Genomic DNA, 18,404 nt, shown 5'->3' with positions numbered 1-18,404 from the left:
TAATATAAAATATCACGCAACCTTTTCTTACTTTTGGCATCTAATAAGAACAATAGTTTTACTTGTAAATTATTAATATTTCTTGGTATAACTTTTGATTAGACAATAACTCAATCTAAAAAACTAAACAAATGAAAAAAGCTCTTTTAGCATTATTACTCTTCACTTCTTTTGCATCTTTTGCCCAAGAAGCCAGTCAAGATGAAAAGGTAAAACACAGTGAAATTAAAATAAACGCTTTTAACCTTATTGTTTTTAAATCTGTAGATTTCTCTTATGAATATTTAATAGATTCGGAATCTTCTGTAGGAGCTTCTATACTTTTTAATTTACAAAATAACGAAGACAGAGACTTTGAAGATGGCCCTGTCTACAACGAAAAATTTGCTTTTACGCCATACTATAGACGTTATTTTTCTAGTAAATATGCTTGGGGATTTTTCTTAGAAGCCTTTGGGATGTATAATGTACAAGAAGATAGTAATGAATATTACAATTATGATTCAAATGAATATTACTACAGAGATTCTGGAGAAACCTCAAATAATATCGCATTTGGAATGGCTGTTGGCGGAAAATTTGTAAGTAAAAAAGGATTTTTATTTGAATTATATGGTGGTGTTGGTAGAAATATATCAACTTCTAATAATGATATAGGCACTGAATTTGTACCAAGATTAGGTACATCTCTTGGTTGGAGATTTTAAGTACTCGCAATTAATTATACAAAAACACCCAAACTTTCACAGTTTGGGTGTTTTTTATTATTGAAATTTCTACTTTCACAGAAATCAATTCTTACATTTTCTGAAGCCAATGTTTAACATCAACCTCAGCTTTTATAATATCTTTTAAATCTTCAATCTTTACACGTGTTTGTTCCATAGTATCTCTATGACGAATAGTAACTGTATTATCCTCTAAAGTATCGTGATCTACAGTGATACAAAATGGAGTTCCGTTAGCATCTTGCCTTCTGTAACGTCTACCTACTGCATCTTTTTCATCATAAGTTACGTTGAAATCCCACTTTAAATCTTCTACAATCTTCTTAGCTATATCTGGCAAACCATCCTTTTTAACTAAAGGTAAAATCGCTGCTTTTGTTGGTGCTAAAACTGCTGGTAATTTTAAAACAGTTCTTGTTGTATTGTTTTCTAGTTCCTCTTCTACTAAAGCATTTGAAAACACAGCTAAGAACATTCTATCTAATCCAATAGAAGTTTCTAAAACATAAGGAGTATAACTTGCATTATCCTCATGGTCAAAATACTGTAATTTTTTACCAGAGAATTCTTCATGTTGCTTTAAATCGAAATCAGTACGTGAATGTATTCCTTCTAATTCCTTAAACCCAAACGGAAATTTGAATTCAATATCTGTAGCAGCATCAGCATAATGGGCTAATTTTTCGTGATCATGAAAACGGTAATTATCCGCTCCCATTCCAAGTGATAAATGCCATTTCATTCGTGTTTCTTTCCAATGTTCAAACCATTCTTTTTGTGTGCCTGGCTTAATGAAAAATTGCATTTCCATTTGTTCAAACTCACGCATTCTAAAGATAAATTGTCTTGCCACAATCTCATTTCTAAATGCTTTACCAGTTTGTGCTATACCAAAAGGAATCTTCATACGTCCTGTTTTCTGAACGTTTAAGAAATTCACAAATATACCTTGAGCTGTTTCTGGTCTTAAATACAAATCCATTGCAGACTCTGCAGAAGCACCCAGTTTAGTTCCAAACATAAGGTTAAATTGCTTAACATCTGTCCAATTACGACTTCCTGTTAAAGGATCAGCAATCTCTAATTCTTCAATAAGCGCTTTTACATCCGCTAAATCTTCTTTTTCTAAAGATTGACCTAAACGTTTTAAAATGGTATCAATTTTTTCTTGATAACCAACAACACGTCCATTTGTAGAAACAAATTCTGCTTTATTAAAAGCGTCTCCAAAACGTTTTGCAGCTTTAGCCACTTCTTTGTCTATTTTAGCTTCAATTTTAGCACAATAGTCTTCTACCAATACATCTGCTCTGTAACGTTTTTTAGAGTCCTTATTATCAATTAAAGGATCGTTAAAAGCATCAACGTGACCAGACGCTTTCCAAGTCGTTGGATGCATAAATATTGCGGCATCAATACCAACAATATTATCATGCATTTGTACCATGGCCTTCCACCAATAGTCTCTTATATTTTTCTTTAATTCTGCTCCATTTTGAGCATAATCGTACACTGCGCTAAGTCCATCATAGATTTCACTACTCTGAAACACGTAACCATACTCCTTTGCGTGAGAGATTACTTTTTTAAATTGATCTTCGTTTGCCATAATAGTGCAAAAATAGAAAACCGCTCTGATTAACAGAACGGTTTTTCAAAAATTATATCTTTAATTATATGCTTTAACTAATTTAATTGAATACTAGTACCACCAAGTTTAATATTTCTATGGAAAATAGTAATAAAATAATATCCTTTTAGAAAAGGTTTATCGTCCTCATCTGCAACAATAGCTGTACAAACCTCTAAGTTTTCATTGTTATAATCAACGATTTGTTTACTACTATAAATTAAAGAAGAATCTCCAAACTTAACCTCTCCTTTATCTGCTAATACATTACCATCTGGACCCACTATCTGTATGTAAATGTCCTTTTTTCCTTTTAAGGCTAATGGATTTTCGTTAAGTGTAATACACACATCCATAGCATTAGCACGTTTAGCTTTATCTGTAAGACGTTTTTTGCCCGACTTTAACTTATAAGATTGTGCTTTAATATTACTAGCTTTTAAAACTGCTGCATTACTAATCGATTTGTTTAAAGAATCGTTTGCTTCTTCTAAATTATTAATTGTATTCGTATTCTTTTTTATTGTACTTAATGCGTAGCGCTTTTCCTTCTGCAGTTTTTTATTCACAGAATTTAAAGAGTCAATTGTACTTAGCAGTACCTTGCTCTTAGATTTTAAAACTATAAGCTGTTCTTTAAACCTAGTAACTATAGACAAATCACTATTTAATAGTCTTAAAGAATCTAAGGCCATCTTAGTTTCTAGTTTAGCTTCTTGCAATTGTGAAGCCATAAGACTATAATCTTGGCTTAGATCGTCATAACTTAAAAGCATCTCTGATAGTTCAGTTTCTATCAACACTTTTTCTTGTTTTAAGAATCCTTCATAAGATTCAATGGATTTATATTTATTAAAGCTATATATTCCTAAAACAGTTAAAACGACTAATAAAGAACTTATAATTAATCTATAGTTAAATAGTTGAGGGTTAACTATCATTATTAATTTTCTTAATTTAATGGCAAATTATAACTAATTGAAGTCTAATGTTATTTTAATCGATTAAGTGATGAAAAACTTGTTAAACTTGTTCTTTCCTAAGGTTTGCGAAGCGTGTAACAATGTTTTATCCGATAATGAAGTGGTTTTATGTACCTCGTGCAGACATCACTTACCTGTTACCAACTTTCATTTTGATAATGCCGAAGATGTAAAAAAAGTTCTTTACGGTAGAGTTAAATTAGAAAATGCTTCAGCTTTATTACATTTTTCTAAAAAAGGCATTGTACAACAAATACTTCATAATTTAAAGTACAGAGGCCATGAAGACATTGGAGCATTCTTTGGAGAATGGTTTGGTGCGGAATTAGCAACTTTAGATCATTACAAAAACATTGATGTAGTTTTGCCTGTGCCATTATATAAATCTAAACTGAGAAAACGTGGTTATAATCAGGTTACAAAATTTGGTGAAGCGATTGCAAAAGCACTAAATGCAGATTATAATGACGCTGTTTTAATAAAAACAAAATCTACTAAAACTCAAGTTTTTAAAGGACGATTAAAACGCTGGAATGATGATGGTGCTTTATTTGATATTTCTGAAAACAAATCTCTTGTCGGTAAACATATTTTACTCGTGGATGATATTATTACCACAGGAGCAACCGTTGAAGCTTGTGCTACAGTTTTGTTAAAAATTGATAATATTAAGTTAAGTCTTGCAACTATGGCAATTGCAGACTGATTTGTTCGTTATAATACTCCAAGCTTATATGTTTTGAGTAAAGACATTTATATTGTTTCTTTGTGCTAAATTATATTGAATAGATGCAGTTATCATTAATGCGAATTTTAGGTCTGATTTTTATTACCATTACCCTTGCTAGTTGTGCTAACCGTGGCACGCCTTCAGGTGGAGAAAAAGACATTGTACCACCTGTTATAACACAGTCTGTACCAAAAAACTATTCAACTAACTTTAAAGGCAAAGAGATTAGAATTCAATTTGATGAGTACATTAAGATAAAAGACCTTAGAAAACAGCTCATTATTTCTCCGCCAATGGACACTGATCCAATTGTAACTCCTACAAGTGGAGCGAGTAAATACATTACAATTAAAATTCAAGATACCTTAAAAGACAATACCACATATGCTTTTAATTTTGGCGAAAGTATTGTAGATAATAATGAAGGTAACCCTTACCCTTATTATCGTTATGTATTTTCTACAGGAAACTACATAGATTCACTTTCTGTAAAAGGGTACGTGGAAGATGCCATATTAAAAGAGCCTGACACTTTTGTTTCTGTGATGCTATACGAAGCAGATTCTACTTACACAGACTCTATTGTTTACAAACAAAAACCTAGATATATAACCAACACCCTTGATAGTGTTACAACTTTTAGTATTGATAATATTAAAGCAGGTACTTATAAATTGATTGCTTTAAAAGATAAAAACGCTAATTATAAGTTTGACCAAAAAAATGATAAAATAGGGTTTAATGAAGGTTTCATTACGATCCCAAATGACTCTGCATCTCACAAATTAAAGTTATTTAAGGAAAAGGTAAATTTCAAAGCTATAAAACCGACACAAGATGGTGAAAGTAGAATCATTTTCCCTTATGAAGGTGACTATGAAAATATGAGAATTAATGTTTTAGGAGATACTCCTGAAGGCTATAAAACTCGAATTGTTAAAGATCCAATAACAGATTCTTTGTACTATTGGTATCAACCAAAATTCGAAGTTGATACAACTTTCTTCATAGTCACTAACGAGAAATATGTCGATACTTTTAAACATCGCTTTAGAACTATAAAAGCCGATTCATTAAAAATAAGTGCTTTAACAAAAGGCACTTTAAATTTTGAAGACGAATTCACCATTGAAAGCAACATTCCATTAACTAAAATTGACACTTCAAAAATAAAATTAATCAACCAAGACTCGCTTGCTGTACCATATAAGGTCGTATATGATTCTATTTTTAATAGATATAAATTTCCTTTTGATAAAAAAGAAGGACAGAAATACAACTTTAATATGTTACCAAATACTTTCACAGATTTCTATGAAAACACTAATAAAGATACATTGAGTTATTCTTTAAAAACAAAGATGAAATCTGAATACGGTAATATTAGAGTTAATCTTAGAAATGCAAAACTTCCACTCATTGTGCAATTAGTAAATAAAAAAGGAGAAGTAGTTTATGAGCGTTATGCAAAAGACTCGCCTGTAGTAGATTTTACAGATTTATTACCAGGAAAATATGACTTGCGTGCTATTTTTGACACTAATGGCAATGGAAAATATGATACAGGAAATTTTTTATTAGGCATACAGCCAGAACGTGTCAGTTATTCTCCAGAAATTGATGAAACCCGCTCAAGCTTTGATCAGATTATAGATTTTATTCTCTTAGATTAAATTAAACTGATCTCTATCGTTTAAGAAATTTAATTTTTCTCGGTATTTCTTTATGGCACTTTTTTCTAAGGTGACAATTTGAATAGCTTCTTCATTTTCAGATAAAGTATCTATTCTATTGCCTAAAACATCATATGCTGCTGAGTGACCAGAATACTCAAAATTGTTTCCGTCTAGTCCTACTCTATTGACACCAATACAATAGGTCATATTTTCAATAGCTCTAGCTTTTAGTAAAGTATCCCAAGCATCAATTCTTACTTTTGGCCAATTAGCTACGTAGATTAATAGGTCATAATCTTCAACATTTCTAGCCCAAACAGGGAAACGCAAATCATAACAAACCAATGGGCAAATTCTCCAACCTTTATAATTAAAAAGTACTTTTTCAGTGCCAGCTGTATAAACGTTGTGTTCGCCTGCTAAAGTAAATGTGTGTCGTTTATCGTAGGTGGTTATAGTTCCTGAAGGCTCAACGCAAACCATACGATTGTAAAAATTGTTGTTTTCCGAAACAACAAGACTTCCCATAATAGCCATCTGTTTTGCTTTCGTTATGTCTTTAAGCCAAGCTATAGTTTTGCCTTCCATAGTTTCTGCTACAGCGTCTGGATTCATAGTAAAACCACTAGTAAACATTTCTGGCAAAACAATAAGGTCCACTTCTGTAGAAATAGTATTGATTTTAGCCTCTAACAAACGTCTATTTTCTTCTGGGTTTTCCCAAACTAAATCGGTTTGAATAATGGCAACTCTTATATCTGAATTCATATTTTAAAATTACAAATTTGATTTTAAACAACGGAATAAAAAAAGCAACCTAAAAAGTAAACTCAATTGCTAGTTTACTTTTTAGGTTGCTTTAATAAATTGAAGCTAACTTTTATTTATAATTTACGTTTTGCTTTTGTTACTTTTTCAGAAAGCTTTTCAAGTTTTTCAAGCCATTTCTTTTCATCTTCTGGAGATAATTTTCCTTTGCCTTTTAATTTCTCGTATTTCTTCTGTCCTTTTTCAAGACTGCTTTCTGCCTTTTCAAAATTCTTCTGAAGCTTTTCTTTTTTCTTTATTGCCTTCTCTGCCTTTTTCTGAGCTTTTTCAGCCTTTTTTTGCGCTTTTATTGCTTTTTTGTTCTCTTTTTCAAGTTTCTTAGCTACGTCTTCTTTTTTCTTTAAAGCCTTTTCTTCTTCTTTTTTAGCTCTCTCTGCATCTTTTAAAACTTTCTCCTCCTCTTTTTTAACCTTCTCTGCTTCTAATTTAGCTTGGGCTTCTGCCTTCTTTACTTTTTCAGCCTCAAGTTTAGCTTCCTCAGCTTTTTTCTTCGCTAATTCTTCAAGTTTCATTTTTTCAGAAATGGCAGCTGCTTCTTTAAAAATTAATGTTCTTTGTTCAAGATTTAAAGTTTCGGTAACATCTTGTCCGTCTAAAAAGATTTTTTCGTTTTTAACTTCGTAGATTTTACCTTCTTTAGTCACTTCTTGCGCAAAAGTAGTAAGCGACAAACCTAAGAATAATAAGATAATATAGTATTTCATTTTAATTATGTTTTTATGTTCATTATTAAGACACATAAATTTATTAAAAGTAACATCAAAATCTTATTTTAAATTTTATTTTTTGCTTCCATAACTTCGCTTTTTAAATTACTCAGTTTTTCTTTCCATTTATTGGCTTCATTTGGTGAAAGTTCACCCTCTTTTTTTAATTTTTTAAATTCGATTTTCTTGTTATTATAACGTTCTTTAATAGTTGCATAATTATCTCTAGCGTCTTGTTTTTCTTCTCGTGTGTTTTCTAAGGATTCTAATTTATCCTCTAGTTCATCTTGTTTGTTTTTTGCTTCTTTTTGTATGTCTTGTTGTTTAGCAATCGCGTCTTCTAAAGCTTTATGTTCTTTTTCAAACACTTTACTAGCTTTTTCCTTTTCCTCTAACAATGCATTAATAGATTCTTTTTCTGAAGCACTTAAACTTTCTGTGACTTCTACACCATCCATTTTAATCTTACTTCCATTTACTTCGTATACTTTTCCTTGGTCTGTAATTACGCGTTCACTACTTCCGCATGATGCGAAAATTAATAATGTTAGTAATACTGATAGGTTTCTTAAAATCTTCATAGGTTTCTTTTCAAAATTATATTCTAAAGGTAACCTAATGCATCCTGCTTCTTTAACTGATTTAGTATTTATATGTGCTTTAATACCTCCGCAGCCTTTAATAATGTCTCGTCAGTCTTTGCAAAACAAAATCGCAACACTTTATCGTCTTTATCTTTCTCATTAAAAACAGATAATGGAATGGAAGCAATTTTAAATTCTTTAGTTAATCGTTTGGCAAAATCTACGTCATATTCATCTGTAATTTCAGAATAATCTAATACCTGAAAATAAGTGCCTTGTGATGGTTGAAACTTAAATCTAGATTCTGAGATTAAATTTAAAAACAAATCGCGTTTACGTTGAAAAAATGTATTCAAACCTAAATACGTTTCTGCATCTTGCATATAATCTGCAATACCTTTTTGCGACGGATGATGCACCGAAAAGACATTAAACTGATGCACTTTTCTAAATTCGGACATTAATGCTTCTGGTGCACAGCAATAACCAATTTTCCAACCTGTGTTGTGAAATGTCTTTCCAAAAGAAGCGGTTATAAAACTACGTTGCTTTAAATCTGAGAATAAACAAGCACTTTGGTGTTGCGCATCATCAAATACAATATGCTCATAAACCTCATCACTTAATACAATAATGTTTGTGTTCTCAGTGATTTTTTGAAGTTGAAGCATATCATCCTTAGACCAAATGGTTCCACTAGGATTGTGAGGTGAATTAATTATTATCATCTTTGTTTTAGGTGATATTTTTGAAGCGACCTCATCCCAATTCACGCTATAATTTGGCGCAGATAATTGAACAGGAATGGTTTTTCCACCATTTAGTTCTATAGCTGGTTGATAACAATCGTAAGCAGGTTTAAAAATAATGACTTCGTCATTTGGTTTTACAAATGCAGAAATTATGGTGTAAATTGCTTGTGTTGCACCTGCTGTTACTGTGATTTCTTTTTCGGGATGATAAGAGCTTTTATACAACAACTCATATTTATGAGCAATCGCCAAACGCAAATCTAAATTGCCAGCCATTGGTGCATATTGGTTGTAACCAGTATTCATAGCCTTAGTGACCAAATCATTCAATTTTTGAGAACTTGGATAATTAGGAAAGCCTTGCGATAAGTTGATGGCCTTGTGCTCGTTTGCTAAAGCACTCATTATTGTGAATATGGTCGTCCCAACATTGGGTAATTTTGAGTTAAAATTCATAAAAAAGTACGCTTTAAGTGCTAAAACACTAAAGATATAAAACAAGCTTTTCTATCTTTACAAAAACTAATAAAATATAGATTATGCGCTTTATAAAAATTCTCTTATTATTCTTTGTTTTTCAAGTTTCTGCCCAACAAGGTGGCATGTGGATTCCTTCGCTTTTAGAAGGGATGAATGAAACTGAAATGCAAAGCTTGGGTAGTAAATTAACGGCTCAAGATATTTACGATGTTAACAATTCAAGTTTAAAGGATGCTATTGGTCATTTTAATGGTGGCTGTACAAGTGAAGTGATTTCAGACCAAGGTTTGGTGTTAACGAATCATCACTGTGGTTTTGGACAAATTCAATCACATTCATCTTTAGAAAACGATTATTTAAAAGATGGGTTTTGGGCGATGTCTCTTGAGGACGAATTACCAAACGAAGGATTATTTATTGAGTTTATCGTCAGCATTCACGATGTAACAGAAATTGCTTTAAAAGGTATCAATGATAGCATGACTGAAACTGAGAAACAATCATTAATCTCAAAAAACACAAATGCAGCTTTAAAAACTTGGCCGAAAGAATCTTGGCAAGATGTAAAAACAAAGGCGTTTTATGAAGGCAATCAGTACTTCCTTTTTGTAACAGAACGATTTGAAGATATAAGATTAGTTGGTGCACCACCAAGTAGTATTGGTAAATTTGGAAGTGATACAGATAACTGGGTTTTCCCGAGACATACTGGCGATTTTTCAATGTTTCGTATTTATGCTGACGCGAATAATAGACCTGCAAAATATAGTAAAGACAACAAACCTTATAAGCCAAAACATTATTTACCAGTGTCTTTAGATGGTGTTGAAGAAGGCGATTTTACGATGGTTTTTGGTTTTCCAGGCACAACAAGCGAGTATCTACCTGCTGTGGCCATTGAGCATATTACAAAAGAATTTAATCCTACAAATATTGCTATCCGAGAAGCGGCTTTAAAAGTCATTGACCAAAAAATGAAAGAAAGTGATGCTGTAAGAATAAAATATGCATCTAAACAAGCACGAATTGCAAATGCTTGGAAAAAATGGATTGGCGAAAATTTAGGGATTGAAAAAAGTAATGCTGTTGAAAAACGAAAAGCGTTTGAAGCTACATTTAATAAAGCCTTAAAAGAAAAAGGACTTGAAGATAAATATGGAAACATCCTTCCGGAATTTGACCAACTATACAAAGACTTCGCACCAATAAATATTAAACGTAGAAACTTTATTGAGGTCTTTTTAGTGACCAATGAATTAATGCAAATGACCTTTAGAGCTTACCAAGTTGAACAAGCTCTAATCGCCAACCCAGAAAATTTAGAAAGAGGAAAGGAAGTTTTAACTGGTCAATTACAAGGTATTCATAAAAATTATGATGCAGATTTAGATAAAGGCGTCTACCTCAATGTAATGCCTTTATATGGTAAAGACGTTGATGCTTCTATCTATGACAATACAGCTTTCACTAATTTAGATTCTGCTTTGAGTTTGCTTGAAGGCGATGCGGCAACCGTTATAAAAAACCTAAACAATGATGCTGCCTTTGCGTATGCAAAACCTATTATTGATGAGTTCTTTAACAGCCTAAATCCTGAATACCAACAAAAAAACGAACCTATAACAGCCTTACAAACTAAATATATGACGGCATTAATGGAAGCCTTACCAAATGCACGTTATTTTCCTGATGCTAATAGTACACTTCGTGTCACTTATGGACAAGTGAGAGGCTATTCGCCAAGAGATGCTGTGTATTACAATCCTGTGAGTTATTTAGATGGTGTCATTGAAAAGTATATTCCTGGCGATTATGAGTTTGATGTACCACAAAAATTAATTGACTTATATGAAGCCAAAGATTACGGACAATATGCTGATAAGAACGGAAAAGTACCTGTTTGCTTTCTAGGAACCAACCACACTACTGGTGGAAACTCAGGAAGTCCTGCCATTGATGCCGAAGGAAATTTAGTAGGCTTAAACTTCGATCGTGTTTGGGAAGGTACGATGAGCGATATGAATTACGACCCAGAAATCTGCCGAAACATTATGGTGGATTTACGCTACGTGCTTTTTATAGTTGATAAATATGCTGGTGCCACCCATTTAATTGATGAAATGACTTTGGTGCATCCTAAAAAGGATAGTGGTAAGAAGAAAAAGAAAAGAAGAAAGAGTAAAAAGAAGTAGGCAGTAGCCAATATATAAAACATTAAGCCCTCACAAGTTATTAGAACTCGTGAGGGCTTATTTGTTTTCAGATGTGGAATACATTTACTTCAATATACTCTTCACAATTTTTAAATGATGATTGGTATGTGCATCTAAGAAACGGATAACTCTAGATTTGTTAACGTTACCAAATAAAGGGTGTTTAAAATAAGCGTTTTTGTCTAAACCTGATATTGTCTTTATCTGCGCTCTCGCTTCTGTTAATTGTAAAACTATATCATCCTTTAATATTGTTTCAGGTGGTGTTACATGCTTTGGGGCTTTTGCTTTTCCTCGTGGAAAGCATTTAAATTTCAATAGCAATTTCCCAACGAAGCTAAAATTATCCTTATACAAAGCCGGATCTGAATTCTGCATATTTGTTACAACAGCATTAATAACTTTTAAGCTATGATCTAAATGCCATGATACACTAGCTTTTGAGACATTAATATTTATAAGTTCACCTTGTGGAATATAATCCTCAATCTGATTTAATGCCTTTTGTAAAACTGTAGTATCTAATGTCTTCATTATAATTTATTTTGTTGGAAGATAATTATAATAAAAAATCCCAAACAATAATGCTTGGGATTTTTCTATTTTGAGATTCCTTTATTCAAAGGAATTTGTTAATATCTATAATGCTCAGGCTTGTAAGGACCTTCAACTTTTACACCAATATAATCAGCTTGGTAATCCGCTAATTCAGTTAACTCAACACCTATTTTTTCTAAGTGTAATTTCGCTACTTTTTCATCTAAATGCTTAGGTAACATGTATACATCGTTTCCGTAAGCTTCAGAGTTTTTCCAAAGTTCAATTTGTGCTAAAGTCTGGTTTGTAAATGAGTTACTCATTACAAAACTAGGATGACCAGTTGCACAACCTAAGTTTACTAAACGTCCTTCTGCAAGTAAAATAATATCTTTACCGTTTATGTTGTATTTGTCTACTTGAGGCTTAATAGTATCTTTGGTATGACCATGCTTTTCATTTAACCAACCAACTTGAATTTCGTTATCAAAGTGACCAATATTACAAACGATTACTTTGTCTTTCATCGCTTCAAAATGCTCAGCTCTTACGATATCTTTATTTCCAGTTGTTGTAATAACAATATCAGAGTTAGCAACTACTGTTTCTAATTTCTTAACTTCAAAACCATCCATTGCAGCTTGTAATGCACAAATTGGGTCGATTTCAGTAACAGTAACAATAGAACCTGCACCTTTAAAAGAAGCCGCTGTACCTTTACCAACATCTCCATAACCACAAACAGTAACACGTTTACCAGCTAACATAATATCTGTTGCTCTACGGATTGCATCTACAGCAGATTCCTTACAACCATATTTATTATCGAACTTAGATTTAGTTACAGAATCATTTACGTTAATTGCTGGCATTGTTAAAGTACCATTCTTAACACGCTCGTAAAGTCTGTGAACACCCGTTGTAGTTTCTTCAGATAAACCTTTAATACCAGCAGATAATTCTGGGTATTTATCTAAAACCATATTGGTTAAATCACCACCATCATCTAAAATCATGTTTAATGGCTTACGATCTTCACCAAAGAATAATGTTTGTTCTATACACCAATCAAATTCTTCGTCTGTAAGTCCTTTCCAAGCATAAACAGCTGTTCCAGCAGCAGCAATAGCAGCAGCAGCCTGATCTTGAGTAGAGAAAATATTACAAGAACTCCATGTTACTTCCGCTCCTAAAGCTTGTAATGTTTCTATTAAAACTGCAGTTTGAATCGTCATGTGTAGACATCCAGCAATTCTTGCTCCTTTTAAAGGTTGCTCGTTTTTGTACTCTTCACGTAAACTCATTAAACCTGGCATTTCTGCTTCAGCCAATTCAATTTCTTTTCTTCCCCAAGCCGCAAGCGACATATCTTTTACCTTATTAGGTACGTAAGCAACTGTTTTATTACTCATATTATTTTCTTTGTTTTTATATTTTAAACACCTTTGGGTTTAACACTTAAATAGTTAAATTCGCTTATCTAAAAAATGCTATATCTGCCTTAGGCGATGCAAAGATAATCAATAACATTCAGAATTCTAAATGCCACTATACAAATCCATTAGTGTAAATTCACAAACTACTGTTAAAATCTGGAAGATTGAAGAATCTTACGACGATTTATTTCAGCCTTTAGATTTAAAACCACACAGTTTAAAACGTGTTTTAGGCATGAAAAGCGAGCTGCATCAGCGCGGATTTTTAAGTGTAAGACATTTATTACGCGAGTTTGGTTATACAGATCAAGATTTATATTATGACGACAATGGGAAACCACATTTAAAGGATGGAAAACACATTTCCATAACCCATTCCTTTACATTTTCTGGTGTAGTTGTTAGTGATAAACCTGTTGGAATTGACATTGAAAAGCAACGTGAAAAAATAGGAGTCATTGCTCATAAGTTTGTTGATTATGAATATAATTATTTAAAACCAACAGACGAAGACTACATTAATAGACTTACCGTAATTTGGGGAATTAAAGAATCTTTATATAAACTTTTTGCTGTACCAGGCATGCTCTTTAAAGAGCATTTTTTAGTGATTCCGTTTATGATGAAAGATAAAAATACCATTGCATGGATAGATTATAAAAACAAAAAATACAGATACAATACAGCTTTTATGGAATTTGAAGGCTTTACTTGTGCATATGTAATTCCCTAATGAATAGTCTCTACCAAAATATAAAAGACTCTAAAGCAAAAGGCGAAAAACTTTTAGCTGTTTTAATTGATCCTGATAAGATGAAGCCTCAAAACGTCTTGAGCTTTATTGAAAAAGTTAATCAATCTGTAGCAACACATATTTTTGTTGGAGGAAGCGAAGTTGATGAAGGATTAACCGAAAATTTAGTAATAGCAATCAAAAAACATACACACCTTCCTATATTATTGTTTCCTGGAGATGTCATTCAAATTACAGATAAAGCAGATGGGATTTTGTTTCTATCATTAATCTCAGGTCGTAATCCAGATTATTTAATAGGAAAGCACGTAGAAGCCGTTTCAAGATTAAAAAATTCTAATCTTGAAATAATTCCAACAGGCTACCTTCTCATTGAAAATGGAAAGCAAACGTCTGTTGAACGCGTAAGTAAAACGCAGCCGTTAAAACGAAAATCTATTGAAACCATTGTAGATACGTCAAAAGCCGGAGAATTATTGGGAATGAAACTCATTTATCTCGAAGCAGGTAGTGGAGCAACACATGCTATTGAGCCTAATATAATTTCTGAAGTAAAACAACAATTAAATATCCCATTGATTGTAGGCGGAGGTATAAGAACTAAAGCCGAAATGGATTCAGCCTTTAAAGCTGGTGCAGATTTAGTAGTGATCGGAACAGCTTTTGAAGACGATGAGGACCTATTTAATGATTTAAAAAAATAAAACTTAACATGGAAATATCAGTAGACCTAACACTTTCACCTTTGCAGAATGATTATGAAAAACATGTCATTAATTTTATAAAAGCATTACGTGATTCGCCATTCAAAGTTTTAGAGAACCCGTTAAGCACACAAATATTTGGAAACTATGATGAGCTTATGCCTTTTTTAACCAAGGAAATAAAACGCTCATTTGAGGATGTAGATATTTCTGTATTAACCATAAAACTGGTTAAAACTAATAGAAGCGACTATGAACCACATTTTTGATTTTTTTTTCGGCCAGTATTCCGCATATCAGACCATCGATATTGTATTAGAAATTGTTGCCGTTATTTTTGGATTTCTGTCCGTTTGGTTCTCAAAAAAGAATAATATTTTAGTGTTTCCAACGGGCATGATAAGTACATGCATTTTTGTGTACTTATTATTAAAATGGCAACTTTTAGGAGACATGATGATTAACGCTTACTACTTTATAATGAGCGTTTTTGGCTGGTATATCTGGACACGTAAAGTAGATGCAGAACATGAAACTCCAATCTCCACAACAACAAAAAAAGAAAAGCAAATAAGTATTGCCATATTTTTAGCAACACTCGTTTTTGTTTTTGTCATTTACAAATCCTTTGATAAATGGAACGGTTGGGTGGCCTATGTAGATACAATTACAACGGCTACCTTTTTTGTTGGGATGTGGCTAATGGCAAAACGTAAAATAGAAAACTGGATTTATTGGATTATAGGAGATCTTATTTCTATCCCTTTGTACTTTTATAAAGGATTTACATTTACTAGCTTTCAATATTTAGGATTTACAGTAATTGCAATATTTGGATACTTAGCATGGAAAAAGAACTTAAACAACAACCTAACGACTGCTTAAAAGTGGTTTTATTCGGACCAGAATCCACAGGAAAAACAACACTTTCTAGACAGCTAGCAAGACATTACAATTCCGTTTGGGTACCAGAATATGCTCGTGAGTATCTTCAACACAAATGGAACAACGAACGTAAAACTTGCGAACCCAAAGATTTACTACCTATTGCGATTGGCCAAATGAAACTTGAAAATGAATTAGCACAAAAAACACATTCAGTTTTAATATGTGACACGGATTTACTTGAAAACAAGGTATATAGTGAAGCTTATTATAAAGGAACATGTGACCCGATTTTAGAAACACATGCTCTAAAAAATTCTTACGACCTTTACTTTTTAACCTATATTGACACGCCTTGGGAAGCTGACGATTTAAGAGATAGACCTAGTGAAAGAGAACGCATGTTTAAAGCATTTGAAAACGCTTTAAAAATAAATAAAAGACCATACGTACTTTTAAGAGGAGACAAAAAAGAACGATTAGAATTAGCTATTAAGCACATAGACAAACTACTAGTAAACAAAGCATGAAACATGCATGTTAAAAATTTAATTATCAGTTAATGAAATGATTAATAACGAACAGCATATATTCATAAATAAACAACATTTACAAACCCATGAAATTCACCGATAAAGATATTCAGCAAATAGAATCTAAAGGTTTAAACTTAGATCTTGTTAAAAAGCAAATCGAAATTTTTGAAACTGGAATTCCATTTACAAACATTTCGGAAGCTGCTACAATCAAAAGCGGTATTATGGCTTTAAACGATACTTTAATAAAAAAGTACGTTGCAGTATTCAATGCTGAAAAGGATAACAAATCTTTATTAAAATTTGTGCCAGCATCTGGAGCAGCTTCTAGAATGTTTAAATTTTTGTTTCAATTTGTTAACCAATATAATTCTAATGAACAATCAATCAACTCTTATATCAATAGAAATAATTTAAGGGAATTATCGCTTTTTATGGTAGGAATGGAAAAATTTCCATTTTATAATAAGGTATTAGAGTTACTGAAATCTAAGGGTATAAATTATAAAACCCTATCAACACAAGAAAAAGTTTGGCATTTTGCCAAGGCCATGTTAGACGAAAACCAATTAAATTTCGGAAATCAACCTAAAGGATTATTACCTTTTCATCAATATAAAAAAGATCATATTTCCACAGCTTTTGAAGAACACTTATATGAAGCAGCTTTATATGCATCAAGTAATGGCTTAGCTAAGTTACACTTCACCATTTCAGAAGTTCATGAAAAAAAGTTCACAGAAGAGTTTAAGAACATAAAGCATTACATAGAACAAATCACAGGTGTTACCTTTGATATTTCGTTTTCATACCAACAACAATCTACAGATACTATTGCCGTTACTTTACAGAACAAACCTTTCAGAGAATCTGATGGTTCCATATTATTTAGACCATCTGGTCATGGTGCTTTATTAAAGAATCTAAATGCACTCGATGCTGATATTGTATTTGTTAAAAACATTGATAATGTTGTTGTTTATAAATACAAAGATGAAGTGGCTACCCATAAAAAAGTTTTAGCAGGAATTCTTCTAGAATTACAAACCAAAACATTTGAGTATTTACATCATTTAGATTCTGAAGAGATTAGCGAAGAAAACATCGCAGCTATTGAGAATTTCTTAACCCATAAGTTAAGTGTTAAAATATCTGATGAGTATAAAAAATATGCAGATCGTTATAAAATTGAATATTTACAAGACAAACTAAACCGTCCGATACGAATTTGCGGTATGGTAAAAAATGAAGGTGAACCTGGAGGTGGACCTTTTTGGGTGAAAGATCATAAATCTAACCAGTCTCTACAAATTGTTGAATCTGCACAGATTAATTTAAAAGACTCAAAACAAGAAGACATTCTTAAAAACGCAACGCATTTTAATCCTGTAGATTTAGTCTGTGGAATTAAAAATTATAAAGGCGAGAAGTTTGATTTAGAAAATTACGTTGACCATAACGCTGCTTTTATTACTCAAAAAACTAAAAATGGTAAAGAGTTAAAAGCTCTAGAATTACCAGGACTTTGGAATGGAAGTATGGCACATTGGACAACTATCTTTGTTGAAGTCCCTATCATTACTTTTAATCCTGTAAAAACGGTGAATGATTTACTAAAAGCACCACATCAAATTAAAGAGTAGTGGATTATAATTTACTTAAATCTGAATTATCTTATAAATACGTCCGAAGCTCAGGAAGCGGAGGGCAACATGTAAATAAGGTATCTTCTAAAGCTGAATTATACTTCGATCTTAAAAACTCAATAGTTTTTAATGATGAAGAAAAACAAAAGCTTTCAGAATTCTTAAATAACCGTTTATCTAAAGAAGGCTTATTAATTCTTGCCTGTGATGAAAGCCGAAGTCAATTTAGAAATAAAGCATTAGTCACTCAACGCTTTTTAGAACTTATAGAAGAAGGGTTAAAAGAAGAGAAGATTCGAATACCAACAAGAATTCCAAGAGGTGTAAAAAAGAAACGCTTAAAAAATAAGCGCATCAATGCAGATAAAAAAGCAAACCGGAAACGACCAGAATTAGAATAACCGCCTCTGTCACTTCGAGTGATTCCGAAGAATGAAGAATTGTATCGAGAAGCATATTTAAATCAATTTACAAAAGGTTCTCAATCCAAAATTCTAAAAAAAAGAATTTCACTCGAACTGACGTTTAATTTTCAATTCAAAAAAATCATCATTCATAATTCGTAATTCTAAAATCTATCTTATCTTTGCCGCGT

Annotated in this window: 19 protein-coding genes; 11 read left to right on the top strand and 8 right to left on the bottom strand. The window is 32.1% G+C overall.

Annotated elements, in window-relative coordinates; translation table 11 throughout:
* Positions 1-131: 131 nt before the first annotated feature.
* On the top strand, positions 132-707 hold the full coding sequence (locus tag DFQ10_RS02110; protein ID WP_115815777.1) for a DUF3575 domain-containing protein: 576 nt from the start codon (positions 132-134) through the stop codon (positions 705-707).
* Positions 708-798: 91 nt separating this feature from the next.
* On the opposite strand, the gene DFQ10_RS02105 is transcribed toward DFQ10_RS02110, so the two are convergent.
* Positions 799-2,337 (bottom strand): glycine--tRNA ligase, encoded by a 1,539-nt coding sequence (locus tag DFQ10_RS02105; RefSeq protein ID WP_115815776.1) that lies wholly within the window; start codon positions 2,335-2,337, stop codon positions 799-801.
* 77 nt (positions 2,338-2,414) lie between these two features.
* Positions 2,415-3,299, bottom strand: a complete 885-nt coding sequence (locus tag DFQ10_RS02100) for a hypothetical protein (RefSeq protein WP_115815775.1) — start codon at positions 3,297-3,299, stop codon at positions 2,415-2,417.
* A 70-nt stretch (positions 3,300-3,369) separates the two neighbouring features.
* On the opposite strand from DFQ10_RS02100, the gene DFQ10_RS02095 reads away from it, so the two are divergent.
* Positions 3,370-4,047, top strand: a complete 678-nt coding sequence (locus tag DFQ10_RS02095) for a ComF family protein (RefSeq protein WP_181897557.1) — start codon at positions 3,370-3,372, stop codon at positions 4,045-4,047.
* An 83-nt stretch (positions 4,048-4,130) separates the two neighbouring features.
* The gene (locus DFQ10_RS02090; RefSeq protein ID WP_115815774.1) at positions 4,131-5,744 is read left to right on the top strand and encodes an Ig-like domain-containing protein; all 1,614 of its coding nucleotides are present in this window, start codon (positions 4,131-4,133) and stop codon (positions 5,742-5,744) included.
* On the opposite strand, the gene DFQ10_RS02085 is transcribed toward DFQ10_RS02090, so the two are convergent.
* The 4 genes from DFQ10_RS02085 to DFQ10_RS02070 all read right to left on the bottom strand — a co-directional run bounded on the left by DFQ10_RS02085 (position 5,736) and on the right by DFQ10_RS02070 (position 9,074).
* A complete protein-coding gene (locus DFQ10_RS02085; RefSeq protein WP_115815773.1) occupies positions 5,736-6,515 on the bottom strand; it encodes an amidohydrolase in 780 nt (259 codons plus the stop codon). The genes DFQ10_RS02090 and DFQ10_RS02085 overlap by 9 nt on opposite strands.
* Positions 6,516-6,631: 116 nt before the next feature.
* A complete protein-coding gene (locus DFQ10_RS02080) occupies positions 6,632-7,279 on the bottom strand; it encodes a hypothetical protein (RefSeq protein WP_147299162.1) in 648 nt (215 codons plus the stop codon).
* Between the two features lie 68 nt (positions 7,280-7,347).
* A complete protein-coding gene (locus DFQ10_RS02075; RefSeq protein WP_115815771.1) occupies positions 7,348-7,863 on the bottom strand; it encodes a hypothetical protein in 516 nt (171 codons plus the stop codon).
* A gap of 68 nt (positions 7,864-7,931) precedes the next feature.
* Positions 7,932-9,074 carry a methionine aminotransferase gene (locus DFQ10_RS02070; RefSeq protein ID WP_115815770.1) on the bottom strand — a complete coding sequence of 381 codons (1,143 nt, stop codon included), beginning with the start codon at positions 9,072-9,074 and terminating at the stop codon, positions 7,932-7,934.
* Between the two features lie 83 nt (positions 9,075-9,157).
* Here DFQ10_RS02070 and DFQ10_RS02065 point away from each other — a divergent pair, with 83 nt between their 5' ends.
* On the top strand, positions 9,158-11,290 hold the full coding sequence (locus DFQ10_RS02065) for a S46 family peptidase (protein WP_115815769.1): 2,133 nt from the start codon (positions 9,158-9,160) through the stop codon (positions 11,288-11,290).
* A gap of 84 nt (positions 11,291-11,374) precedes the next feature.
* Here DFQ10_RS02065 and DFQ10_RS02060 read toward each other — a convergent pair whose 3' ends face one another.
* Together DFQ10_RS02060 and ahcY are read right to left on the bottom strand one after the other, a co-directional pair.
* Positions 11,375-11,845: a DUF1569 domain-containing protein gene (locus DFQ10_RS02060; protein ID WP_115815768.1), complete on the bottom strand. Its 471-nt coding sequence runs from the start codon at positions 11,843-11,845 to the stop codon at positions 11,375-11,377.
* A 98-nt stretch (positions 11,846-11,943) separates the two neighbouring features.
* Positions 11,944-13,260, bottom strand: a complete 1,317-nt coding sequence (gene ahcY / locus DFQ10_RS02055) for an adenosylhomocysteinase (protein WP_115815767.1) — start codon at positions 13,258-13,260, stop codon at positions 11,944-11,946.
* 130 nt (positions 13,261-13,390) lie between these two features.
* Here ahcY and DFQ10_RS02050 point away from each other — a divergent pair, with 130 nt between their 5' ends.
* The 7 genes from DFQ10_RS02050 to arfB all read left to right on the top strand — a co-directional run bounded on the left by DFQ10_RS02050 (position 13,391) and on the right by arfB (position 18,210).
* Complete coding sequence (locus DFQ10_RS02050; RefSeq protein ID WP_115815766.1) at positions 13,391-14,017, top strand: 4'-phosphopantetheinyl transferase family protein; 627 nt, start codon at positions 13,391-13,393, stop codon at positions 14,015-14,017.
* Positions 14,017-14,742 (top strand): geranylgeranylglyceryl/heptaprenylglyceryl phosphate synthase, encoded by a 726-nt coding sequence (locus DFQ10_RS02045; RefSeq protein ID WP_115815765.1) that lies wholly within the window; start codon positions 14,017-14,019, stop codon positions 14,740-14,742. The genes DFQ10_RS02050 and DFQ10_RS02045 overlap by 1 nt, the downstream gene beginning before the upstream one ends.
* Before the next feature lie 8 nt (positions 14,743-14,750).
* Positions 14,751-15,011, top strand: coding sequence for a hypothetical protein (locus DFQ10_RS02040; protein ID WP_115815764.1), 261 nt, complete (start codon positions 14,751-14,753; stop codon positions 15,009-15,011).
* On the top strand, positions 14,995-15,627 hold the full coding sequence (gene pnuC, locus DFQ10_RS02035; protein ID WP_115815763.1) for a nicotinamide riboside transporter PnuC: 633 nt from the start codon (positions 14,995-14,997) through the stop codon (positions 15,625-15,627). The genes DFQ10_RS02040 and pnuC overlap by 17 nt, the downstream gene beginning before the upstream one ends.
* Positions 15,588-16,157 (top strand): AAA family ATPase, encoded by a 570-nt coding sequence (locus DFQ10_RS02030; protein ID WP_115815762.1) that lies wholly within the window; start codon positions 15,588-15,590, stop codon positions 16,155-16,157. Before pnuC ends, DFQ10_RS02030 begins: the two co-directional genes overlap by 40 nt.
* A gap of 89 nt (positions 16,158-16,246) precedes the next feature.
* A complete protein-coding gene (locus tag DFQ10_RS02025; RefSeq protein ID WP_115815761.1) occupies positions 16,247-17,806 on the top strand; it encodes a DUF4301 family protein in 1,560 nt (519 codons plus the stop codon).
* A complete protein-coding gene (gene arfB, locus DFQ10_RS02020) occupies positions 17,806-18,210 on the top strand; it encodes an alternative ribosome rescue aminoacyl-tRNA hydrolase ArfB (RefSeq protein WP_115815760.1) in 405 nt (134 codons plus the stop codon). The genes DFQ10_RS02025 and arfB overlap by 1 nt, the downstream gene beginning before the upstream one ends.
* Positions 18,211-18,404: the final 194 nt, after the last annotated feature.

Origin of the sequence: Winogradskyella eximia (genome assembly GCF_003386165.1) — a bacterium.
GTDB classification, from domain to species: Bacteria; Bacteroidota; Bacteroidia; order Flavobacteriales; family Flavobacteriaceae; genus Winogradskyella; species Winogradskyella eximia.
This window is presented reverse-complemented; position numbering and strand designations above follow the sequence as displayed.